Genomic DNA, 23,464 nt, shown 5'->3' with positions numbered 1-23,464 from the left:
GCACCGGCTGCGCCATCACGGATCACCCCCCAGGATCGGTCAGCATCCTCATCCCAGACGGTGTGCCCACAACCACCCGCTCCACGACCGGAAACGTTCGTGGCCAGCGCACTAGGGTCGGGTCAGGCTGACCGGGCGGCCCGTATGGTCGAGTCCCCACCTCAGCGCGGAGGCACCATGGACAAGCAGCAGGAGTTCGTTCTGCGGACTCTGGAGGAGCGGGACATCCGCTTCGTTCGGCTCTGGTTCACCGACGTGCTTGGCTACCTTAAATCAGTGGAGATCGCGCCCGCCGAACTCGAGGGCGCGCTCGCCGAGGGCATCGGTTTCGACGGCTCCGCGATCGAGGGTTTTGCGCGGGTGCACGAGGCCGACATGCTGGCCCGGCCGGACCCCTCCACCTTCCAGGTGCTTCCGTGGCGCGGTGAGCATCCGCTCACCGCGCGGATGTTCTGCGATCTGGTCATGCCGGACGGGGGGCCGGCGGCCACGGACTCGCGGTGGGTGCTGCGCCGCACCCTGGCTCGGGCGGCGGATGCGGGCTTCACCTTCTACACGCATCCCGAAATTGAGTTCTTTCTGCTCAAGGAGCCGCCGAAGCGTGGCGGGCCGATGCCGGCGCCGGTCGACGAGTCGGGGTACTTTGACCTCACGCCGAACGACATCAGCCACGACTTCCGCCAGCAGGCCATCAGCATGCTGGAACGGCTGGGCATCTCGGTGGAGTTCAGCCATCACGAGGTTGCGCCCGGGCAGCAGGAGATCGACCTGCGTTACGCCGACGCCCTCACCATCGCGGACAACATCATGACCTTCCGCCAGGTGGTGAAGGAGGTGGCGTTGCGGCAGGGAATCTACGCCACCTTCATGCCGAAGCCGTTCGGTGATCAGGCCGGTTCGGGCATGCACACCCACCTGAGTCTTTTCGAGGGTGACCGCAACGCCTTTCACGACCCGACCGACGAGTACCAGCTGTCGAAGGTTGCCAAGGCGTTCATCGCCGGTCTGCTCACGCATGCCGCGGAGATCACCGCGGTGACGAACCAGTGGGTGAACTCCTACAAGCGGCTCATCGGCGACCAGCGCCTCGGCGAGGTACTGGAGGCGCCCGCCTACGTGTGCTGGGGCCACAACAACCGGTCGGCCCTGGTCCGGGTGCCCCTGTACAAGCTGCACAAGTCGCAGGCCACCCGGGTGGAGTTCCGGCTGCCGGACAGCGCGTGCAACCCGTACCTGACCTTCGCGCTGGTGCTGGCCGCCGGGCTGCGGGGGGTCCAGGGCGGCTACGATCTGCCCGCGCCGGCGGCCGACGACGTGTGGACGCTCACCGACGCCCAGCGCCAGGAGCGGGGGATCACCGCCCTGCCGGACTCGTTGGCCGAGGCGATCACGGTGATGGAGCGGTCCTCGCTGGTGCGGGAGACCCTCGGCGACGAGCTGTTCGAGTTCTTCCTGCGCAACAAGCGGGCCGAATGGCAGGACTACCGTCGGCAGGTGACACCGTTTGAGATCAACCGCTACCTGCCCGTGTTGTGAGAGTGGCGCCATGCGGGTCGAATGGCCGGGAGGCTCGACCGGGTCCGGCGCGCCGCCAGCCGTCGACCATCCGCGCGGCAGCTCGGTAGCCGCCCAGCTCGCCCGGCTTGGCTTCAGCGACGTCGACCGGGTGGCGGCGACCATGGAACGGCTCGGGCTGCTCGGCGGGTCCGCGACACCGGCTGATCAGGAGTCCCGGCTCGCGGTGAACGTCGTGGTCGGGCCGCTGGCTGCGGCGGCCGACCCCGACCTGGCACTCGCTGCGCTGGACCAGCTCGTCGACGCGCTCGGCCCGGCCGACGGACGGGGACTCGTCGCGGATCTGGCCAGACACGCCGGGCTGCGGGTACGGCTGTGCGTCGTGCTCGGTGCGAGCCGCGCCCTTGGCGACCATCTGGCCCGCCATCCCGCGGACTGGCAGGTGTTGCTGCCCGACGAGCTGGGCGGCGCCCCGCCGGAGGCCGGCCGGGTGCGGGCGACGCTGCTGCGCGCGGTCGGCGCGGACCCCGCCGACCGGACGCCCCGCGCCGTCGACGACCGGCCGGCGACCCTCGATGCTCTGCGCGTCGCCTATCGCCGGGCGCTGCTCGTCGTCGCCGCCCGGGACCTCACCGGCGCGGTGGCGCTGGACGACGCCACCGCGGAGCTCGCCGACCTGGCCGCCTCGGCGCTCGACGCGGCGCTGGCGATCGCTCGCGCCGGCCTCGACCCGCAGCTGCCTCCGGTGCGGCTCGCCGTCATCGGCATGGGCAAGTGCGGGGGCCGGGAGCTGAACTATGTCAGCGACGTGGACGTCCTGTTCGTCGCCGAGGACGGGGCTGGGTCGGACACGGCCGATGCGCAGGCGGCGCTGCGGGCGGCGACGCGGCTGGCCGAGGGAGTGGTGCGGGCGGCTGGGCTGGTGACCTCCGCGGGCGCGTTGTTCCAGGTCGACGTCGGCTTGCGCCCGGAGGGCCGCGACGGCGTCCTGGTGCGCACCCTCGACAGCCACCGCGCCTACTACCGCCGCTGGGCCCGGACCTGGGAGTTCCAGGCTTTGCTCAAGGCCCGTCCGGTCGCCGGGGACACCGCCCTCGGCGCCGACTTCTGCGCCATGGTCGCGCCGCTGGTCTGGACCGCCGCCTCCCGCCCGCACTTCGTCGCCGACGTGCGGGCGATGCGGCGCCGGGTCTCCTCGACGCTGTCGCGCGCGCAGGCGCAGCGCAACCTCAAGCTCGGCCCGGGCGGGCTGCGCGACGTCGAGTTCGCCGTCCAGCTTCTGCAGCTCGTCCACGGCCGGGTGGACGCGAAGCTGCGGGAGCGTTCGACGCTGGCCGCTCTCGACGGCCTCGCCCGCGGCGGGTACGTGGGTCGGCGTGATGCCGCCGATCTCGCCGAGGCGTACCGCTTCCTGCGCAACGCCGAACACCGGCTTCAGCTGCAACGCCTGCGCCGGGTGCACACCCTGCCGCGGGACCCGGACGAGCTGCGCTGGCTCGCCCGATCGCTGGGGATGCGTACCGGCGAGGACTTCGCCGACGCCCACGCCCGGATCGTGCGCACCGTCCGGTCGCTGCACCAGAAACTGTTCTACGCCCCGCTGCTGGAGGCGGTCGCCCGGCTGTCGAAGGAGGAGATCCGGCTGTCCCACGTCGAGGCGCAGCAGTGGCTCGCCGCGCTGGGATTCGCCGCGCCGGACCGCTCGTTGCGCCACATCGAGGCGCTGATCAGCGGGGTGAGCCGGACGGCCGCGATCCAGCGGCATCTGCTGCCGACGCTGCTGCCGACCCTCGCCGACGCGCCCGACCCCGACGCGGGTCTGCTGGCCTACCGCCGGGTCAGCGAGGCGCTCGGCCGCGCACCCTGGTACCTGCGGCTGCTGCGCGACTCCGCCGGCGCCGCCGACCGGCTCGCCCGGGTCCTCGCGTCCAGCCGGTACGTCGCGGACCTGATGACGAGGGCGCCCGAATCGGTCCGGCTGCTGCGCACCGAGGCCGACCTCGTTCCGGTTCCGCGGGAGACGCTCAGCCGAACGATGGTCGCGATCGTGCATCGCAACCCCGACTGGGAGGACGCCGTCGGGCGGGCGCGGGCGGTGCGCCGGGAGGAGCTGGTCCGGGTCGCCTGCGCGGATCTGCTCGGCCTGCTCGACGTCGCAGCGGTCGGGCGGGCCCTGGCGGACGCCGCCGCCGCGACCATCGCCGCCACCCTGCTGGTCGCCGCGCGCAGGATCGCCGGGGGCGATCCCGAGTCACTGCCGGCGCGGATCTCCGTCATCGCGATGGGCCGGCTCGGCGGCGCCGAAATGTCCTACGGCAGCGACGCCGACGTCCTGTTCGTGCACGAGGCCCGACCGGGCCACTCGGCGCAAGAGGCGCACCGGGCCGCCGCCGACGTGGTCGGGGAGCTGCACCGGCTCCTCGCCGTGCCCGGCCCGGATCCGGCGCTGCGGCTGGACACGACGCTTCGCCCGGAGGGCCGCAGCGGCGCGGCGTCGCGCACCCTCGACGCCTACGACGCCTACTACCGTCGCTGGTCGCAGGACTGGGAATCGCAGGCGCTGCTGCGGGCGCGGCCGCTGGCGGGCGATCCCGACCTCGCCCGCCGGTTCTGCCGGCTCGCCGACACGGTGCGCTACCCGATGACGCTGCCGGCGGCGGCGATCGACGAGATCATCCGGCTTCGTGGCCGGATGCGGCGCGAGCGGATCCCCCGCGGGGTCGATCCGACCAGGCATCTGAAGTTCGGTCCCGGTGGGCTCACGGACGTGGAGTGGGCCGTGCAGCTGCTCCAGCTTCGCCATGGCCGGCAGGTCCCGTCGCTGCGTACCACCTCGACGCTCGACGGCCTGCGGTCCGCCGTGCTCGCCGGGCTGCTCGGCGAGGCCCCAGCGGGTGACCTGCAGGCGGCCTGGCTGTCGGCGTCGCGGCTGCGCAACGCGAGCACGCTCGCCGGCTGGCCGCGGCCGGACGTGCTCCCCGACCGCCCGGGAGCCCTTGAGGCGACGGCGCGGGCCGCGGGCTGGCCGCCCGACGGCGCCGACGATCTGATCGCCGAGCATCGGCGGCTGGCGAGGCGGGCCGAGGCGGTGGTCGCGGACGTCTTCGCGCGGGAACGGACCGCCGAGTTCGGCTGAGCGCCGCCGCCAGCCGCCCCGCCGCTCGCCGGCCGGGACCTGTTCGAAGGGTGATGGCCCGCCTGCAGACGCCGACAGGCCGGCCGTCCGAGGGCAAGTCTCGGGACGGTCGGCCTGTCACCTGCCACCTCACACCGCGGTGCGCACCGTTGCGGGAACCGGGGGATCGGGGCGCCAGCGCTTCCCCGCGCGAGCGCCTCGGCCATGACGCAATGTCTGCCCAGCCGCGTCGGCCTTGTCAGCCGATCGGTCCGGGCGGACATGTCTGTCCTGCTCAGACGCTCGCCCCGGCGGTCGCCGGCGCGGACTGTGATGGCACGAACAGGGTCGGCTTGTCGCCAGCCAGGGCGCTGCAGCAGGTGTCGACGATGAGCGCGGTGACCAGGTACGGGTCCATGTTCGCGTTCGGACGACGGTCCTCCAGCCAGCCCTTCTTGGCCTTCTCGACGGCCCAGGGGATGCGGACCGAGGCGCCGCGGTCCGAGGCCCCCCAGGAGTACTTGTTCCAGGGGGCGGTCTCGTGCTTGCCGGTCAGCCGGTCCTGGATGCCGACCCCGTAGTGGGTGACGTGCTCCATGACGCGCGTGCCGAGCGCCTCGCAGCACGCGACGATGGCGTCCCACCCCTCCATCGTCTGCTTGGTGGAGAAGTTGGTGTGCGCGCCGGCACCGTTCCAGTCACCGGGGATCGGCTTCGCGGCGAAGGACACCTCGACGCCGTAGTCCTCGGCGATCCGGTGGAGCAGCCAGCGGCCCAACCAGATCTGGTCGCCGATGGCGGGTGCCGGCAGGACGCCGATCTGGAACTCCCACTGGCCCATCATGACCTCGGCGTTGGTGCCCTCGATGGCGAGGCCGGCGTCGAGGCACGCCTGGGTGTGCCTCTCGACGATCTCGCGACCGGGCATCTTCGAGCCGCCGACGCCGCAGTAGTACGGACCCTGCGGCGCGGGGTAGCCGACCTCCGGCCAGCCGTACGGGCGGCCGTCCTTGAAGAAGGTGTACTCCTGCTCGATGCCGAACATGGGCGACATGTCGGCGTACCGCTCGGCGACGCCGAGGGCGGCCGCCCGGGTGTTCGTCGGGTGGGGCGTGAAGTCGGTCAGCTGGACCTCGCACAGCACCAGGCGGTTGTCGCCACCCCGGATCGGGTCGGGCGTCTCGAAGACGGGATGCAGCACGCAGTCCGAGTTCGATCCCGGCGCCTGGTTGGTGCTCGAGCCGTCGAAGCCCCAGATCTCCGGCTCCTTGCCGTCCTTGATGATGCGCGTCTTGCTTCGCATCAAAGGCTCGGGCTCGGTGCCGTCGATCCAGATGTACTCGGCCTGATAACTCACTCAATACTCCCCGTGGCTGATCCTGCACGAAACGGAGCGACTTCGTGATCGGCCTGGGGGAGGCCGACCCAGGCCGCGGTGGACGGGAGGGTTCGGTCGGAGCTTCGTCGGGCTCTGTTACCGTCACATTCCGTGCTTGTTAATTCTTCGTCTCTGGTACGTCACAGATGGTATGCATGGCCGGACCAGGGCATTGGCTTCCCGAGGCCGCTCGACCGGCCGTGCGACGCTGGTGGACGCCGATTTCCCAGGTCTCACCCAGGGTGACACGGAGGAATCCACGCGGATGGTGCTGGTGGGAATGCGGGAGGCCCCGTTCCGGTGCTGCTGGAACGGGGCCTCGGGAAGCGACCACCGGGAACTTCCGTCGGTTCTCGACCGGTGCGCACGGAGCTCGGGCACCCCGGTCGGGTCTTCGACCGGGCCGCGCCGGGCGGGGCGCCGCCGGTCAGATGTCGTAGTAGAGGGTGAACTCGTACGGGTGCGGTCGGAGCCGGATGGCATCGACCTCGTTGAGCCGCTTGTACGACAGCCAGGTCTCGATCAGGTCGGTGGTGAAGACGTCGCCCTCGTGGAGGAAGTCGTTGTCGGCCTCGAGCGCGTCGAGCACCTTCTCCAGCGAACCGGGAACCTGCGGAACCGCGGCCAGCTCGTCCGGCGGGAGCTCGTAGAGATCCTTGTCGATCGGGTCCGGCGGGTCAATCTTGTTACGGATGCCGTCCAGGCCCGCCATGAGCATCGCGGCGAAGGCCAGATACGGGTTGCAGCTCGGGTCCGGGACCCGGAACTCGACCCGCTTCGCCTTGGGCGAGTCGCCGCCGAGCGGGATACGGCAGCAGGCGGAACGATTGCGCGCCGAGTAGACGAGGTTGACCGGGGCCTCGTAGCCGGGCACCAGCCGGCGGTAGGAGTTCGTGGTCGGGTTCGTGAACGCCAGCAGCGCCGGTGCGTGGTGCAGCAGGCCGCCGATGTAGTAGCGCGCCGTGTCGGACAGGCCGCCGTAGCCGTTGGGGCTGTAGAACAGCGGCTCGCCGTCCTTCCACAGGCTGGAGTGCACGTGCATGCCCGAGCCGTTGTCCTCGAACAGCGGCTTCGGCATGAAGGTGACGGTCTTGCCCCGGCTGCGGGCGACGTTGCGGATGACGTACTTGTAGAGCATCAGGTTGTCCGCGGTCTTCAGCAGCGTGTCGAAGCGGATGTCGATCTCCGCCTGCCCCGCGGTGCCGACCTCATGGTGCTGCATCTCGACGGTGATACCGGTCTCGTAGAGGACCCGGGTCATCTCCGAGCGGAGGTCGGTGAAGTGGTCGGTCGGCGGAACGGGGAAGTAGCCGCCCTTGAACCGAGGCTTGTAGCCGAGATTGCCGCCCTCTTCTTTCCGGGCGGTGTTCCAGGCGGCCTCGACCGAGTCGACCTGATGCATCGACCCGTAGGGGTTGTAGTCGTAGCGGACGTCGTCGAAGATGTAGAACTCCGCCTCGGGCCCGAAATAGGCGGTGTCGGCGATTCCGGTACCCCGCAGGTACGTCTCCGCCTTCTTCGCGATGTTCCGCGGGTCCCGGGAGTACTGTTCCTTCGTGATCGGGTCGTGGATGAAGAACGTCATCGCGAGGGTCTTGTGCTCGCGGAACGGATCCACGAAGGCGGTCTGCGGGTCCGGCAGCAGCAGCATGTCGGACTCGTGGATGGCCTGGAAACCGCGAATCGAGGAGCCGTCGAACATCAGCCCGTCGGTGAAGACGGATTCGGCGAAAACCTGCGTCGGAATGGTGAAGTGCTGCATGATGCCGGGAAGATCGCAGAATCGTACGTCGATGAACTGAACGTCCTCGTCGCGAATATAACGGAGCACGTCCTCGGCTTTTGTGAACATTCGCCCTCCAGCGTCCCGCCACGCTTATCAAGCCTGTAGGTTACGGCATGTCGATGTGTCTTCGGGCATGTCTCGGTGAACCCGCGACATCACGAAGTTGTTTCGTTTGTGTTACAGGCGCACACTTTATTACCCTTGGTGACCTGTTGGGCGCAATTTGGTGCGGCGGATAAGCTTGTGTCGTGGGACGAGCACTTGGAGGCTGGCTCGAAGGGCCTGGTCTGCCCCGGGACTCCCCGCCGGGTGTCCGGCTGGGGCTGCCGGCGGAGGGCCGAGGCTCAGTCGTGGGCTTCGGTCCGCGGCTGGGTGCCTACCTCATCGACGCGGTCGTAGCGAACCTGATCGTCGGCGTGCTGTACCTGGCCGGGCTCGGCTACGCCGGCGACGTGCGCGGCCTGGCGATCTACCTGGTCTTCCTGCTGGAGGAGTTCATCCTCATCAGCACCGCCGGCCAGACGATCGGCATGCGGCTGCTGGGCATGCGGGTGATCCGGCTGCGTGACCGTGGCCGCCAGTCCTGGCCCTGGATCGGAGTGCGCACCCTGCTGCTGGCGCTGCTGGTGCCTGTGTTCATCTGGGACCGCGACCAGCGCGGCCTGCATGACCGTGCGGCCGGAACCGTCGTCGTGCGCGACCCCGCCCGCGCGGACTCCGCCCGCTAGTCCCGCAGCGCCCGCTAGCTGCAACCGGACGAGCGGCTCCGAATCCCCTTAAACCCCAGGTAGTCGCTGGCCAACCCTGTCGGCGCGGCTTTGGCGCTGGCCGCTGCCGCTCGCCGGCTGGCCCGGTCTCTGGCCGGATTGCGGCCAGATCGTGCCGAGGCTCAGTCACGGTTTTTCGGCCGAAAACCGTGACTACACCTCGGCACGATTCCGTTGGCCGGGTGGCGGCGCTTCAGCGCAGGCGGCCGCCTCGGGGCACGTTGCGGGGGATCGGGCCCTTCGGAATCGGCAGGGCCGCGCCGCCCATGGCGCGCAGCCGGCGGTCGAGGGCCTCCACCTCGCCCCGCCGCAGGGTCCGGCGCAGCCGCATCAGTGTGCCCTGGAGCTTCGGCAGCGGCGTCTCTCCCTCGCCGGTGCCGACGATGATGTCGGTCACCGGCGTGTAGCCGACGGCCTTGCGGATGCGGCGCTTCTCCGCGACGAGCAGCTCCCGCGGCCCGCGGCCGCGGCCCTCCGCAATGATCACCACGCCGGCGCGGGAGACGACGCGGTGGACCACATCCTGGTGACGGTTTATGCCGACCGCGGGCGTGATCCGCCAGTCGCCGCGCATCCGCTCGACCACCCCGGCGGCGGCTCCGGGCTTGCCCTCCATCTCCGCGTAGGCGGTGCGCTGGACCCGCCGACTGAACACGTTCAGGGCGACCACGACGCCGAGCAGGATCGCGATCGGGATCCACAGGTACAGCGGCCCGACGAAGAGGCCAAGCACGATGCCGAGCGCGAGCGGGACGAAGAAGGCCGCCAGGGTGAACCAGAGCGCCTGCGGATCGCGCTGCCGTGTGATTTTGAAGACCACTCGCAGCTGCGCGAGGCGGGCCTTGAAAGCGGTGCCCTCTGCGGCGCCGCCGCTCCGGCCCGCGCCGTTCTTCCCGCCCGCTACCGCCGCCGCGTTCTTGCCCGCCGCCGCGGGGGCCGACGACCCCGCGGTGCCCCTCGGCTGCTTCCTCAGTGCCATGACCGCGAGCCTACGGCCTGCGGGCACTGCACAGTGCGGCTGTCAGGGCTCGCTGCGATCAGCTGTCGTGATCCTGTGTCCGGGCTGCGGGGCCGACGGCCCTGGCGGGTCGCCTGGAGGGTCGCCGGCCGGGGATCAGCTCTGGGCGGCGACGATCCGCGGGAGCCCGCGAACGGCGGCGCCGAGCCGGGCGGTGGTCGCGCCGCCACTGAGGCCACCCAGGCCGGCCAGCCGGGGGGCTCGCGCGGCGGCGCCCCCGGTGCCCGGGACACTCGCGCACGCGCCGAGTCCGGGCGGGATCGGGGATGCCGACATCGGATCAACCCATCGGTATCCCGTTGTGACATGCAGGTCGGCGGCCGCGCGCCAGGCGTTGCGCCGCGCGGTCTTCTGACCTCCATGCGGCAGCACGAGCAGAGTCGCTTCTTCGAGGACGCTGAGCAGTGAACGGAGCACGATGGGAACGACCTCCCGGCACGGTCGTGGGCGCACACCTCGATCATGAGCCAGCGGGGATGCTGGACGAGCGGGGACGATGAGCCTGCGGGGATGGTGAGCCAGCGGAGAGAGACCCCCTTGTGACAAGGAGGTAACGCTACGATGAGTAGCCTAGCCCGTCCGGGGGATGCCCACCAGCGTGCCCATCACTGCGTGTGAGAGGTTTCCAGCACACTTTTGGGGGCGTCGGACATTGCGGTGTGGGCCTCGCCACGAGCCATGATCGCCTGTTGGTAGAGCCGGCCGGCCCGGTAGGACGATCGCACGAGCGGCCCGGACATGACGCCGGAGAAGCCGAGCTCCGTGCCGACGCGCTCCCAGTCGAGGAACTCCTCGGGCCGCACCCACCGCTCCACCGGGTGGTGCCGGGGCGTGGGTCGCAGATACTGGGTGACGGTGAGGAGTTCACAGCCGGCGGCGTGCAGGTCCCGCATGGCCTGCTGGATCTCCTCGGCGGTCTCGCCGAGGCCCAGGATCAGGTTTGACTTCGTGACCAGCCCGGCAGCGCGGGCCTGGCGCAGCACGTCGAGGGAACGCTCGTAGCGGAACGCCGGCCGGATGCGCTTGAAGATCCGCGGCACCGTCTCCAGGTTGTGCGCCAGCACCTCGGGGGCGGCGCCGAAGACCTCGCCGAGCTGGTCGGCGCGCCCGCCGAAGTCCGGGATGAGCACCTCGACCTCGGTGCCCGCGGACAGCGCGTGGATCTGGCGGACCGTCTCCGCGTACAGCCAGGAGCCGCCGTCGGCCAGGTCGTCGCGGGCGACGCCGGTGACGGTGGCGTAGCGCAGCCCCATCGTGCGCACGGACTCCGCCACCCGCCGTGGCTCATCCCGGTCCAGCGGGGTGGGACGACCCGAGTCGATCTGGCAGAAGTCGCACCGACGGGTGCAGACGTCCCCACCGATCAGGAAGGTCGCCTCGCGGTCCTCCCAGCATTCGTAGATATTCGGGCAGCCGGCCTCCTCGCACACCGTGTGCAGGCCGGCGGCGCGGACCAGTCCCTTGACGTCGGAGTACTCCGGGCCGGTACGCATCCGGGTGCGGATCCACGGCGGCTTGCGTTCGATCGGCGTCTGCGCGTTGCGCGCCTCGAGGCGCAGCAGGGGACGGCCCTCGGGGGCGACCGCGCTCAACTCACCAGCTCCATCCGCTCGGTCCTGGGCTGCTGCGCTGCCGGGGACACGCCGGGCGGCTCGACCCGCGCGGTGAGGCGATCGCCGAGGTTGCGCCCGCCGAGGTACCGGGCGAGCACCGCCAGGGTGTGCCGCTCGACGACCGGCCGGGCCTCGGCAACGGTCACCGCCCGGCCGAGCTCGGCGGACAGGCTCGTCACCCCGGCGTCGGTGATGCCGCAGGGCACGATCTGCCCGAAGGCGCCCAGGTCCGACGAGCAGGTCAGCGCGAAGCCGTGGGTCGTCACCGCCTGCCGCACCCGCACGCCGATCGCGGCGACCTTGCGCCGGCCGTCCACGGTCCACACGCCGGTGCGGCCGTCGACCCGGCGGGTCGCGAGCCCGAGCTCCGCGCAGGAGTCGATGAGGGCGTCCTCCAGGGCGCGCACGTAGGCGACGACGTTGAGCGGGCGAGGTAGCTTGACGATCGGGTAGCCGACGAGCTGGCCCGGGCCATGCCAGGTGATCTTGCCGCCGCGGTCCACGTCGACGACCTCGGTGCCGTTCAGCGGCCGTTCGAAGGACTCCGTGCGCCGCCCCGCGGTGTAGACGCTGGGGTGTTCCACCAGGATCAGTGTGTCGTCCGCCTCGTCGGCCACCCGGGCCTCGGCGAGGGATCTTTGCATGTCCCACGCTTCGCGGTAGGGGACCACGGAAAGCCTCAGAACATCCACGTCATTCAGCCTACGCCCGCGCCGCGCCGCGCCGCGCCGCTGTGAGCTCGCCCGGAGCTCCGGGCCCGCCAGCCGGCGGTCAGCCGGAGAGGTCCGCGCCCGGCGCGCCGGGTAGCAGCCGGGGCACGACAGCGGTCTCCACCGCGGCGCCACCGGGGCCGGTCTCCACCCGCCAGGCGTGCACGCCCGGCCGGTCGGCCACGGCCTCGACGAGCTCGGTGCCGCGAAAGTGCAGCCCGACGCCGTCGTCGGTCGCCCAGCCGGCGGGCAGCGTCCCGTCGGCGACGAGACGCTGGAACAACGGGCGGCGCTCCGGCTCCGAGTCGTAGTGCGGTGTGTTGCTGAACGGCAGCAGGCCCAGGCCGTTCGTCACCGGTCGCAGGTCCGGGCCGAACGAGTCGGTGGTGCCACCGGCATGCCAGCACAGGGAGCCGGCCGAGACGCCGCCGAGGACGACGCCGGCCTCCCACGCCTCGCGCAGGATCTCGCCCAGCCCGTGCACCGCCCAGACGGCGAGCAGGTTCGCCACGCTGCCCCCACCGACCCAGATCACATCTTGGGCCAGCAGGTGGCTACGGACGTCGGGGATGTTCGGCATGGGGAACAACGCGAGATGGGAGACCCGCACGTCGGGGCGGTCGCGGTTGAACGCGGCATATCCGCGGGCGTAGGCGCCCTGGTCGTCGCCCAGCGCCGTCTGCAGCAGGCAGACCCGCGGCCGCGGGCCCGGCCCGGCCAGCTCGATCGCGTGCGTCAGGATCGGCCCGACCTTCGCGCCGTACCGGCCGTCGGGAAGAAAACCGCCGCTGGTGGCGAGGATCTGCACTCCGGTCTCTCCCTGGTTCGTCGGCCACCGGCGCCACCGTTCGGATCCGGTCTCCGTTGATTGTCCGCCATCCGCGCATCCGCGCCGCGGTGGGCCGGCCACCGCCGCAGGTGGAGTGATCGTAAAAAGTTATCCACAACCGGACGAAGATTAATGCAGACCCACCCCATTTGAGCCTAGCGTCGCTACCTGTGACTTTCACCGACGATTCCGCGGACAGGCCGGCGCGGCGCGTCGGCGGGGTACCCGAGGTGCCGGGGGTGAGCGTGCGTTCCCGGCTGCGGGACGCGGGCTCCGGCGAGCTCTGGGCGGGTCAGTTCGACCAGTCCGGGGTCGAGTGCGTCGTGCGGCGGGTGCGTCTCGCTCCCGATCCGGTGCTGCGTTCGGCGGCGGTCGCCGCGGCCCGCGCGCTGGCGGAGCTGGCACATCCGCACCTCATCGCGGTGGTGGCGGTGCTGCCCACGGTGGAGGGGCTGGTGCTGATCACCGAGCCGGTCGTCGGCGCGATCAGCCTCGCCCGTCTGCTGGCGCTGCGCGGGGATCTCGACCCGGGCGAGGTCGTCACCGTCGGCCTACCGGTCGCGCAGGCGCTGGCCGCCGCGCATGCGGCCGGCATCGTGCACGGTCGGCTCGAACGGGAGGACATCCTCCTGGAGCCGACCGGGCGACCGGTCCTGACCGGCCTCGGGGTCGCCGCGCTGGCCGACGCCGCCCGAGCCGATCCCGTTCCGCCCGAGGCGGCTTCGGCGGACGTGCACGACCTCGCCGATCTGCTGCTGGGGGCGATGCGAGAGGCGACCGGCCCGGACGCGGCCGCGGTGGCCGTCGCCACCGCCATGATCGACGACCCGTACCGGCGGCCGAGCGCCGCCGAGCTCGCCGCCGCGTTCGCCCGCAGCGCCACCCCCCTGCCCGTTCGACTGCCCGTTCAGCTGCCCGGCGACGATGAGCCGAGGGCGGCTGGGCGGCCCGCGGGACCCTCACCGACGGAGACGTTGCCGAGGATTCCCCCGGTGGACCGGACCCACGCCCAGCCCCGCCCGCCCGGCGCGCGACCCCATCCCACTGCGGCCGCGCCGCCCGGCCCGCCGCGCCGTCCACAGACCCCGGCCGGCGTGGAGCCTGCCGGGCCTGGGCCTGGGCCTGGGCCCGGCGACGGTGACGGTCGGCCGCGGCTGCTGGCGGGCGCCCGCCTGAACCCGGAGCCGGACGGCACCCGCGATCCGCGCGACGGGCCAGGCTCGGGCGACGACGCCGGCCCGCACCCCCCGGGCGGCGGCGCCCCGCCCGGGCGATCGGCCAGCGGGGCCACCGCCGTCGACGCGACGGAGCTGCTCGACTCCCTGCCCCCGCCGCCGCGGCGTTCGACGCCCGGCCGCCGGGCGTCGCGCGTCGCGGGCCGGGGCGGCGCCGACGCGGGCCCGGCGGTCGACGCGGGACGGTCGAGCCCGTCCAAGGCACCCCCCGGCGCATCGCGGCCCGCCGCCCGCCCGCCGCTGTCGGGTGCCGGCGGCGCGGGTGCGGCGTCCGGAGGATCGCGTGGGACCCGCGGCAGATCCGGTGCGTCCGGCTCGTCCGACTCCCCGCCGGCCACGGGTTCGTCGGGCCGCGCCGGGCGGGCGGGCGGCCGCCGGCCGCGCCGGACGGGCGCTCGGCGGCGGCGCTGGCTGCTGCCGGTCACCGCGGGGGTGGGTCTGTTCGCTGTCGTGGTGGCCGCCGTGTTGCTCATGGGGAGCCCGTCGCGGGATTCGGCGGCGCCCGCGCCGCAGTCCGCGCCGCCGTCCGTGGCCGAGGTGCCCGCCCGGGATCCGACTGCGTCACCGGTCGCGAACCAGTCGCCCGAGCAGATCTGGCGCGCCGTGCTCGGCGAGCTCGACACCGCTCGCAGCCGGGCGTTCGAGCGGGCCGACGAGTCCCTGCTGGGGCAGTCCGACGCCCCCGGCAGCCCCGCCTACAACGCCGACGTCGCGCTCATGCGGCAGGTCGTCGCCAAGGGCGCGCACGCCTCGGCGCTGCGCAGCGAGATCCTCGCTCTGCAGGTCCGCGACGAGCAGCCGAACCGCACGGTGCTGAGGGTGACCGAACGCCTGGCCGCCTACGACTACCTCGACGCCCGTGGCCAGCTTCTCGTCCACCAGCCGGCGAAGGCCCCCCAGCGCCGCGATCTCGCGCTGATCCGCACCGACTTCGGCTGGCGGGTCTCGGAGACCATCCCCGTGACGGGAAACTGACAGTCGGGGTGTCAGACGCCGTCGGTGAGGATCGCCCGCAGCGCAGTGTCGATGTCGGGATGGGTGAAGCGGAAACCTGCCCCGGTGAGGACGGTGGGGGCCAGCCGCTGGGAGGCGAGGACACCCTCGTCGGCGAACTCGCCGAGGGCTGCGCGCAGGGCGAGGCGGGGCACCGCCGCGAACGCCGGGCGGTGCAGGGCGGATGCGAGTGCCGCGGTGAAGGCGGCGTTGGTGACGGGTTCGGGCGCGACCAGGTTGACCGGCCCGGCGACCGAGTCCTCGGCGAGCATCAGGCGCAACGCGGCCACCTGGTCGACGTGGCTGATCCAGCTCAGCCACTGGCGGCCGGAACCCAGCCGACCCCCGAGTCCCAGACGGAACAGCGGGAGTTGGCGGCCGAGACTTCCCCCGTGGCGGGAGAGCACGACCCCGGTCCGCAGCGTGACGACTCGGATGCCGGCCTCGCGGGCGGGCGTGGCCGCCGCCTCCCAGTCCTCGACGAGCCGGGCGAGGAACCCCGCGCCGGCGGGGGCGCTCTCGTCGAGTGGGCCGGCGTCGCCGCCCGCCGAGGTTCCGTACCAGCCGATGGCGCTGCCGGTGAGGAACACCCGCGGGGGTGGCGTGAGGGCGGCGAGGGCGCGGGCGAGCAGATCGGTGCCGGTGATTCGACTGTCGCGGAGCAGGCGCTTGTAGCCGTCGGTCCAGCGGTGGTCGCCGATGCCTGCGCCGGCGAGGTGGAAGGCGGCGTCGGTGCCGGCGAGCGCCGTCGGGTCGAGCCGACCGGCGGCGGGATCCCACTGGATCTCGCCGCCGGTGCGGGGCGTTCGCCGGACCAGGGCGGTCACGGTGTGGCCGTCCTCGCGAAGGGCGGGGACGAGGGCCGAACCGATCAGGCCCGAGGCTCCGGTCACAACGATGCGCATGGTGGACCATCGTGGCCGGTCGTCGCCCCGAACGCGAGGCACCCGACCGGCCCGCGGTGGGGGACTCCCCTGGCGGGAGGAGTCCTCTCGGCAGGGGAGTCCGCTGGCGCGGGACTGCCTACAGGCCCAGGTCGGCCTCGAAGGTGCCCTCCTCGAGCCGCCGCTTGATGAACGTCAGGAAGCGGGCGGCGTCGGCCCCGTCGACGATGCGGTGGTCGTAGGTCAGCGACAGGTACACCGCCGACCGGACGGCGATGATCTCGCCGAGCTCGGGGTCGTCGATGACGGCGGGCTTCTTGGTCACGATTCCCGTGCCGAGGATGCCGACCTGCGGCTGGTTGATGATCGGCGTGTCGAACAGGGCGCCCCGGCTGCCGGTGTTCGTGAGGGTGAAAGTCCCCCCGCCGAGCTCGTCCGGGGAGATCTTGTTGGCCCGGGTCCGACTGGCCAGCTCGTCGATCTTGCGGGCGAGCCCGGTGAGGTTGAGGTCACCGGCGTTGTGGACGACCGGCACGACCAGGCCGCGCTCGGAGTCCACGGCGATGCCGAGGTTCTCCTCGCCGTGGTAGGTGACCGTCCCCGCCTCGACGTCGAGGCTGGCGTTGAGCTGCGGGAACTCGCGCAGTGCCTCGCAGGTCGCCAACGCGAAGAACGGCAGGAACGACAGCTTCAGCCCCTCGCGGGCCTGGAAGCCGGCCTTGGTCCGGTCCCGCAGCCGCGCGATGCGGGTGACGTCCACCTCGACGACGGTGGTGAGCTGGGCGCTGATCTGCAGCGACTCGACCATGCGCCGGGCGACCAGGGCACGCAGCCGGGAAAGCTTCTCGGTGCGTCCGCGAACCGGGGCGGGAGCGGAGGTGCCCGTGCCGGCGGACGCCGCAGCAGCGGGGGCCGTGGCCGGCGCAGCGGGGCGGGCCGGTGCCGATGGTGCGGCGGGAGCTGCTGGGGCGGCGAGGGCCTCGAGGGCGTCGCCGGAACGGGCCGCCTCCTGGATGTCCTGCTTGGTGATCCGGCCGCCGGGGCCCGAGCCGGTCACGTCGGCGAGGTCGACGCTCAGCTCGGCGGCCATCTTGCGGACCAGTGGCGTGACGTAGCGGCCGATCCCGCCGTCGCCGTTGGAGGTGGCCACCGGGGCGGGCGCGGTCGGTGCCTGGGCGGGCACCGGGGCCGGCTTCGGCGCCGGAGCGGGGGTGGGAGCCGGGGCGGGCGGGGGCGGGGGAGCTGCCGCGGCGGGCTTGGCCGGCTCCGGCTCGGGCTCCGCGGCGGGGGCTTCGGCGGCCTCGGCCGCGGCGCCGCCGCCGCCGGCGCCGTCGTCGATGACCGCGAGCTCGACGCCGACCTCGACGGTCTCGTCCTCCGCGACCTTGATGGAGCTGATGACACCGGAGGCCGGGGCAGGAATCTCGGTGTCGACCTTGTCCGTGCTGACCTCGAGAAGCGGCTCGTCGGCCTCGACGCGCTCACCCTCCTGCTTCAGCCAACGGGTGACGGTTCCCTCGGAGACACTTTCCCCGAGCCGGGGCATCGTGACAGATACAGACATGCTGGAACGACTCCTTCGTCGCGTCCGGCATGCACCGCGCAAGCGGCCGGCCGGAGGCGCTCATGCTATGGCGTGATCGTGAGTACCTGGGCGGGATCGAGGCGCGGGGCGAACCCGGTGCGGCGGCGATCCCAGGGCGTGATTGCCCTAGCCGTGGACGTGAAGGGGCTTGCCGGCCAGCGCCAGGTGCGCCTCGCCGAGAGCCTCGGACAGAGTGGGATGTGGGTGGATCAGCTGGGCGACCTCGGCGGGAAACGCCTCCCAGTTGGTGATGAGCTGGGCCTCGGTGATGAGCTCGCCCACCCGGTCGCCGACCATGTGAACGCCGACCACCGGACCGTCGGGGACCGCGATCAACGTCACGGCACCGGCGGTCTTGAGGATCTGCGACTTGCCGTTGCCCGCCAGGTTGTAGGTGACGGTGCGGATGTCGCCGAAGCGCTCCCGGGCGGCCGCGGTGGTCAACCCGACTGACGCCACCTCGGGGTGGGAGTAGGTGACCCGCGGGACGTTGTCGTAGTCGACCGGCACCGGGTTGAGCCCGGCGAGCTGTTCGGCGACGAAGATGCCCTCCGCGAAGCCCACGTGGGCCAGCTGCAGGCCCGGCCGCAGGTCGCCGAGCGCGGACACGGTGGGGACGTTCGTGCGCAGGAAGCGGTCGACCAGGACGTAGCCGCGGTCGGTCGCGATGCCGATTTCCTCGTAGCCGAGGCCGGCCGAGACCGGTCCACGGCCCACCGCGACGAGCAGCAGCTCGGCCTCGATGGTCGTGCCGCTCTCCAGCGACACGGTGACCCCGTCGTCGGTCGTCTTCACGCCGGCGAAGCGGGCGCCGAGGTGCTGGGCGATGCCACGCTTGCGGAAGGCGCGCTCGAGCAGCTTGGAACTGGACTCGTCCTCCAGCGGCACCAGATGCGGCAGCGCCTCGACGATCGTCACCTCGGCGCCGTAGGAACGCCAGACCGAGGCGAACTCGCAGCCGATGGCGCCGGCCCCGAGGACCACGGCGGATGCCGGCACATGGTCGAGGGTCAGGGCGTCGTCGCTGGTGATGACCTTGTTATGGTCGATGTCCAGACCGGGCAGGGACTTCGAGTACGAGCCGGTGGCCAGCAGGACGTGCCGACCGGAGATGATCCGGTCACCGACCGCAACGGACGTCGGCGAGGCGAGCCGGCCGAATCCCTCGACCACCTCGATGCCACGCGATTTGATCAGGCTGGTCAACCCCTTGAACAGGCCGGCGATGACCGAATCCTTGTAGGAGTTGACCTTCGTCATGTCGATGCCGTCGAAGGTGGACCGGATCCCGAAGGATTCGCTCTCCTTGATGTTGTCGACGATCTCCGCCGAATGCAGCAGTGCCTTGGTCGGGATGCAGCCTCGGTGCAGGCAGGTGCCGCCGAGCTTGTCCTTCTCGATCAGAACGACACTGAGGTCGAGTTCCGCGGCGCGCAGCGCGGCGGCGTATCCGCCGCTGCCGCCACCGAGGATGACCAGATCGACGGGACCGGCCGCTGAATCCGCCACGCCAGGGGTCCCTTCTCGTTGACTTCTATGGTTGTGCCGGTGATGCCGGGAGTATGACCCGTACCCACCGGTGTCGTGCGTGCTCGCGACGCCGGTGACACAGGCCGGCCGCACCGGCGGCGATCGTCACCGCGCACGGCCGGGAACGCCGGCATCGACGTGCCCTGCGGGCCGGCGTTTCAGGCCACGACTCACCACACCACGTCGGTCCGAGCCCAGTCTTTCACGCCGTGGGCCCCCTTCTGCTCGGATGGGCGAGTGGGCTGCATCGCGTGGGGTGCGGCCGCTATCGACGCTTGGCCACGCCGTCGCGGACCGGTCAGCCGGCGATCGTGGAACCCTGGTCCGACGGCGGGCCGGCGAGGTCCTCGGCGAGCTGGAGGAGCGTGCGGACAATCACGCCGGTGCCGCCCTTGGGTGTGTGCCCGTAGGGCTGCCCGCCGTTCCACGACGGACCGGCGATGTCGATGTGCGCCCAGCTCGCCTCGTCGGGCACGAAATGGGCGAGGAAGTGCGCCGCGACCAGCATCCCGCCGTCCCGGCTGCCACCGGGCGGGACGTTCGCGATGTCGGCGACGGTGGAGTCCAGCCCCTTGCGCAGCTCCGGCGGCAGCGGCATCGGCCAGACGCTCTCCCCGGTCGCGGCGGCGGCCGTCGTGACCGCTTCGGCCGCGCCGTCGCGGCCCATCACTGCGCTCGTGCGCTGGCCGAGAGAGACGATCTGAGCGCCGGTCAGAGTCGCGATGTCCACGATCAGGTCCGGCGCCTCCTCGGCCGCCCGAACGAGGGCGTCGGCGAGGACGAGCCGGCCCTCGGCGTCGGTGTTGAGCACCTCGACGCGGGTGCCGCCGCGCAGCGTCAACACGTCCGAAGGCCGGATCGCGTCGCCCGAGGGCATGTTCTCCGCGCAGGGCATCCAGCCGGTCACCGTCACCGGCAGCCGCAGGCGGGCCGCGGCGACGACCGTGGCGAGGACCGCGGCCGCGCCCGCCATGTCCGTCTTCATCCATTCCATCGCCGTCGGGGGCTTCAGCGACAGGCCACCGGAGTCGAAGGTGATGCCCTTGCCGACCAGCGCGAGCGCCGGGCTTTCGCCACCGCCGCGCCACTCGAGGCGGATCAGCCGGGGCGGATTGACGGAACCCTGGCCGACCCCGACGATCCCACCGAAGCCGCCCTCGGCCAGCGCCACCTCGTCGAGCACCTCGACGGTGACCCCGGCGGCGGTCGCCTGCTCGACGGCGACGTCGGCGAGCAGGGCGGGGGAGAGGTGGCTCGGCGGGGTGTTCACCAGGTCCCGGACCAGGACCACCGACTCGGCGACGACCACCGCGCGGTCGATCTCCGCCTGCGCGAGCGGCAGGGACGTGCCGTCCACGAGAAGCGTCAGCGCGCCGACGGGGGTGGGCAGTCCCTTCGCCGAGGTGGTGCGAAGCCGGTCGAAGGTGTAGGTGCCCAGCAGCGCGCCCTCGGCCACCGCCCGGACCGACTCCGCGGTGATCGAACCGGGCGCGGCGGCGAGGGTCAGCGCCACGGATCCGGTCCCGGCCAGCGCCCGCAGGGCCGTGCCCGCCGCGCGGCGCAGGACCTCGGTGTCCACGGGGCCCGACACGGGGCCGGCCACAGGGCCGGACAGCGGGGCGGACGGGGACGCCAGCGGGCCGAGCCCGACCGCGAGGACGGTCGCCGCGGGCAGCGCCCCCAGGGTCGCGAAACGAACGGTCTCGCCGGCCTTACCGGTCGCGCCGAGAGCGGCGAGCACTGACTCGAGCCGGCCGCCGAGCGCCGCGTCCACCTCGGCGGCGCCGCCGGTCACCACAAGGCCGTTCTCGCCGACGGCGGTGCCGATCACCACCGCATCCGTCTTGAGATCGACTAGGGCTGCTGAGCTGGGCGCGATGCTGGTCATGCGGTGAGCGTATTGAACGACAAGGTCGACGGACGCCCCCGGGGGCGCCACAGCCGGGCTTTCGCCGCTCTGCGCGCTCCCTCGCGCCTCCTTTGCCGGTTCCGGTCCGGATCGCGGTGGCCGGGGACGTCAAACTAAGCTGTCCGCCATGGCAGACCTGCGTCGATCTCCGTTGTACGGCCGTCATGTCGATCTCGGCGCGAAGCTGGCCGGCTTCGGGGGCTGGGAGATGCCGATCGAATACGCCGGGCGCGGAGTGCTCGCCGAGCATCAGGCGGTCCGCGGCGCGGTCGGAATCTTCGACGTCAGCCATCTCGGCAAGGCCGAGGTGGCCGGCGCGGGCGCGGCCGACTTCGTCAACGCCTGCCTGAGCAATGACCTGGGTCGCATCTCGCCCGGGCAGGCTCAGTACACGTTGTGCTGCGACGAGGCCGGCGGGGTCGTCGATGACCTGATCGCCTATCTCTTCTCCGCCGAGCGGGTCCTGCTCGTCCCCAACGCCGCGAACAACGCCGAGGTCGTCGCCCGCCTCGCCGCGGCCGCTCCTGCGGGCGTGTCCGTCACCGACCGGCACACCGGGTTCGGGGTGCTCGCGGTGCAGGGCCCCGCCGCCCCGGCCCTGGTGGCGGCCCTCGGCCTGCCCACCGACGGGGCGTACATGAGCTTCGTCGAGGCGGAGTGGAAGGGGCATCCGGTGATCGTCTGCCGGTCCGGTTACACCGGCGAGCGTGGCTACGAGCTGCTGCCCCGCTGGGACGACACGCCCGAGCTGTGGGACGCGCTGTTCGCCGCGGGGGAGGCCCTCGGCGTGTCGCCCGTCGGTCTCGGTGCCCGCGACACCCTGCGCACGGAGATGGGCTACCCGTTGCACGGCCAGGACCTGTCGCGGGAGATCACCCCGGTGCAGGCCCGGTCCGGGTGGGCGGTCGGCTGGGACAAGGAGCAGTTCTGGGGCCGGGAGGCGCTGCTCGCCGAGCCGGCCGCCGGGGCCGCCCGCCTGCTGTGGGGGCTGACGTCGACGAGCCGGGCCATTCCCCGGCCGCACATGGCCGTGACCGCCTCCTCCGGCGAACCGGTCGGCGAGGTCACCAGCGGGACCTTCTCCCCGACGCTGCGCCAGGGCATCGGCCTGGCGCTGCTGGACCGCGGCGTCTCGGCGGGCGACACGGTGCACGTCGACGTCCGCGGCCGCCCGAGCCCGATGACCGTCGTGCGCCCCCCCTTCGTCCCGTCCTCGCCCAAGTAGACCCCGCTCGCCGGTGGACCCCGCTTGCCGGGGAGCTCGCTTGTCTAGGTGCTGGTGGCGGGGCTGTCCGCAACGACGGGACGCTCCAGCACGGAGATCACGACCGCGGTCCGGTCGTCGTGGGAGCCACGGCGCCGGAACCGCAACGCCTCACCCATCGCGTGCACGTCACCGGGCGCCTCCCAGGATTCGGCCAGCCAGCTCCGCACGCCGGGGGAGTTGCGCAGGTCCGTCGCGAGACCATCGGTGCACAGCACAGCACAGCACAGCACAGCACAGCACAGCACGACGCGCCGCACCGCCTCAAGGCTGCGCACCTCCGGCGCGGGCAGTGGCTGTTCGGGCAGGGCGTCCGTCACGATGTTGACGTGCTCGTCCGGGGCGTTCGTCAGCAGCTCGTCGAACTGCCCGTCGACCAGCGTGAAGGCCGAGACGTCGCCGACGCGGGCGATCTCGCCGCGGCTGCCGGCGAAGACCGCCACCGCGCCGACGAACCCGATCTCCCGCGGCGCCAACCGGTGCGCGCCGGCCTGGCTCTCGGCGTACCGAGCGGCGTACGCCAACAGGTCGGCGGCGGTCAGCTCCTCGCGTGCCAACCCCGCCTGCACGGCTCCCTCGCAGAACGAACGGGCCCCGACCTGCGAGTGGGGGCGCGACCCCAGTCCGTCCGCGATGGCGACGATCAGGCGGCCGCCGGGGCTGACCGCGAAGTCGTAGGCGTCCTGGCAGGGGGAGCCGGACACCAGGTGCGCGGTTCCCACCAGCGAACCGGCGGCCACGTGGAAGCCGCCGACGAAGACGCTGTCGAGGCTCAGCATCGAGCGGCGGAAGGCCGTCGCGGGCGCCAGCACCGGCTGCGGCGGGGGCAGGACCTTACCGACGGTGGGCGCGGCCGTCGGCGGGCTGTGCAGCCGCCAGGGATCCGCGGGTCGGGTGGGCTCGCCCGCCGGTGCCTCGGCCGAACCGGCCGGCGGCGGCTCGGCCAGCCCGCCCGGTGCCGGTTCGTCCGGTGTCGGTCCGGCGCTGTCGGCCTCCGGCGGCCTGGGGGCACCGGGCCCGGCTGCCGCCGGCGGTGGCAGGCCGGCCGGCTGCTCCCGGGGGGCGGCACTCGGCGGGCCGGCGGCGTCCGCGGTCGCCCGCGGCGCGGCCGTGGTGTCCGGCGCGGCGGCATGATCCAGGGCGCCCGCCCCCCGACTCCGCGCGGGCGTCGCAGCGTCTGGGTGGAGCGGCCGGTCGTGCTCCGTGTCGTCGGGCGGCGGGTGCTCCGCGGGATCGGCCCCGTGGCCGAGGAGGTCTCGGAACCGGGACATCACAGTGAGCCTTTCCCGGTAACGTTTCGTCGCTTTGCGTGACATCAATGTTGTGTTGGTGT

At 72.4% G+C, this 23,464-nt stretch carries 17 protein-coding genes; 5 read left to right on the top strand and 12 right to left on the bottom strand.

Translation table 11 applies throughout. From position 1 onward, the window contains the following. Positions 1–177 precede the first annotated feature (177 nt). Both glnA (G6R25_RS08580) and G6R25_RS08575 read left to right on the top strand, forming a co-directional pair. Entirely contained in the window at positions 178–1,536 is a 1,359-nt protein-coding gene (gene glnA / locus G6R25_RS08580; protein ID WP_163552551.1) for a type I glutamate--ammonia ligase, read from the top strand. A 10-nt stretch (positions 1,537–1,546) separates the two neighbouring features. Beyond that, positions 1,547–4,651, top strand: coding sequence for a bifunctional [glutamine synthetase] adenylyltransferase/[glutamine synthetase]-adenylyl-L-tyrosine phosphorylase (locus tag G6R25_RS08575; protein WP_163552550.1), 3,105 nt, complete (start codon positions 1,547–1,549; stop codon positions 4,649–4,651). A 274-nt stretch (positions 4,652–4,925) separates the two neighbouring features. Here G6R25_RS08575 and glnII read toward each other — a convergent pair whose 3' ends face one another. After that, positions 4,926–5,987: a glutamine synthetase GlnII gene (glnII, locus tag G6R25_RS08570; protein ID WP_136449201.1), complete on the bottom strand. Its 1,062-nt coding sequence runs from the start codon at positions 5,985–5,987 to the stop codon at positions 4,926–4,928. 448 nt (positions 5,988–6,435) lie between these two features. Further along, positions 6,436–7,860, bottom strand: a complete 1,425-nt coding sequence (glnA, locus tag G6R25_RS08565) for a type I glutamate--ammonia ligase (protein ID WP_163552549.1) — start codon at positions 7,858–7,860, stop codon at positions 6,436–6,438. Between the two features lie 182 nt (positions 7,861–8,042). Here glnA (G6R25_RS08565) and G6R25_RS08560 point away from each other — a divergent pair, with 182 nt between their 5' ends. Then, positions 8,043–8,522 carry an RDD family protein gene (locus tag G6R25_RS08560; RefSeq protein WP_235947835.1) on the top strand — a complete coding sequence of 160 codons (480 nt, stop codon included), beginning with the start codon at positions 8,043–8,045 and terminating at the stop codon, positions 8,520–8,522. Positions 8,523–8,754: 232 nt separating this feature from the next. Here G6R25_RS08560 and G6R25_RS08555 read toward each other — a convergent pair whose 3' ends face one another. The 5 genes from G6R25_RS08555 to G6R25_RS08535 all read right to left on the bottom strand — a co-directional run bounded on the left by G6R25_RS08555 (position 8,755) and on the right by G6R25_RS08535 (position 12,710). Continuing rightward, positions 8,755–9,540 (bottom strand): DUF4191 domain-containing protein, encoded by a 786-nt coding sequence (locus G6R25_RS08555; RefSeq protein ID WP_163552548.1) that lies wholly within the window; start codon positions 9,538–9,540, stop codon positions 8,755–8,757. 135 nt (positions 9,541–9,675) lie between these two features. After that, positions 9,676–9,996 carry a hypothetical protein gene (locus tag G6R25_RS08550; RefSeq protein ID WP_163552547.1) on the bottom strand — a complete coding sequence of 107 codons (321 nt, stop codon included), beginning with the start codon at positions 9,994–9,996 and terminating at the stop codon, positions 9,676–9,678. Positions 9,997–10,184: 188 nt separating this feature from the next. Continuing rightward, entirely contained in the window at positions 10,185–11,171 is a 987-nt protein-coding gene (gene lipA, locus G6R25_RS08545) for a lipoyl synthase (protein WP_163552546.1), read from the bottom strand. After that, the gene (gene lipB, locus G6R25_RS08540; protein WP_163552545.1) at positions 11,168–11,884 is read right to left on the bottom strand and encodes a lipoyl(octanoyl) transferase LipB; all 717 of its coding nucleotides are present in this window, start codon (positions 11,882–11,884) and stop codon (positions 11,168–11,170) included. The genes lipA and lipB overlap by 4 nt, the downstream gene beginning before the upstream one ends. Before the next feature lie 79 nt (positions 11,885–11,963). Continuing rightward, the gene (locus tag G6R25_RS08535; protein WP_163552544.1) at positions 11,964–12,710 is read right to left on the bottom strand and encodes a Type 1 glutamine amidotransferase-like domain-containing protein; all 747 of its coding nucleotides are present in this window, start codon (positions 12,708–12,710) and stop codon (positions 11,964–11,966) included. Positions 12,711–12,970: 260 nt separating this feature from the next. Between G6R25_RS08535 and G6R25_RS08530 the strand changes: the two genes are divergently transcribed. Beyond that, a complete protein-coding gene (locus G6R25_RS08530; protein WP_235947832.1) occupies positions 12,971–14,941 on the top strand; it encodes a serine/threonine protein kinase in 1,971 nt (656 codons plus the stop codon). 11 nt (positions 14,942–14,952) lie between these two features. Here G6R25_RS08530 and G6R25_RS08525 read toward each other — a convergent pair whose 3' ends face one another. The 4 genes from G6R25_RS08525 to G6R25_RS08510 all read right to left on the bottom strand — a co-directional run bounded on the left by G6R25_RS08525 (position 14,953) and on the right by G6R25_RS08510 (position 20,846). Then, positions 14,953–15,864, bottom strand: a complete 912-nt coding sequence (locus G6R25_RS08525) for a TIGR01777 family oxidoreductase (protein ID WP_163552542.1) — start codon at positions 15,862–15,864, stop codon at positions 14,953–14,955. 118 nt (positions 15,865–15,982) lie between these two features. After that, on the bottom strand, positions 15,983–17,407 hold the full coding sequence (gene sucB, locus G6R25_RS08520; protein ID WP_163552541.1) for a 2-oxoglutarate dehydrogenase, E2 component, dihydrolipoamide succinyltransferase: 1,425 nt from the start codon (positions 17,405–17,407) through the stop codon (positions 15,983–15,985). Between the two features lie 147 nt (positions 17,408–17,554). Then, a complete protein-coding gene (gene lpdA / locus G6R25_RS08515) occupies positions 17,555–18,937 on the bottom strand; it encodes a dihydrolipoyl dehydrogenase (RefSeq protein ID WP_163552540.1) in 1,383 nt (460 codons plus the stop codon). Between the two features lie 319 nt (positions 18,938–19,256). Beyond that, positions 19,257–20,846, bottom strand: a complete 1,590-nt coding sequence (locus G6R25_RS08510; RefSeq protein WP_163552539.1) for a leucyl aminopeptidase — start codon at positions 20,844–20,846, stop codon at positions 19,257–19,259. 148 nt (positions 20,847–20,994) lie between these two features. Here G6R25_RS08510 and gcvT point away from each other — a divergent pair, with 148 nt between their 5' ends. Beyond that, complete coding sequence (gene gcvT, locus G6R25_RS08505) at positions 20,995–22,092, top strand: glycine cleavage system aminomethyltransferase GcvT (RefSeq protein WP_163552538.1); 1,098 nt, start codon at positions 20,995–20,997, stop codon at positions 22,090–22,092. 44 nt (positions 22,093–22,136) lie between these two features. Here gcvT and G6R25_RS08500 read toward each other — a convergent pair. Beyond that, positions 22,137–23,464, bottom strand: a 1,328-nt coding sequence (locus G6R25_RS08500) for a PP2C family serine/threonine-protein phosphatase (protein ID WP_205446972.1), incomplete at its 5' end; no start/stop codon positions are given.

Origin of the sequence: Candidatus Frankia alpina (assembly GCF_902806485.1) — a bacterium.
Taxonomy (GTDB): domain Bacteria; phylum Actinomycetota; class Actinomycetes; order Frankiales; family Frankiaceae; genus Frankia; species Frankia alpina.
This window is presented reverse-complemented; position numbering and strand designations above follow the sequence as displayed.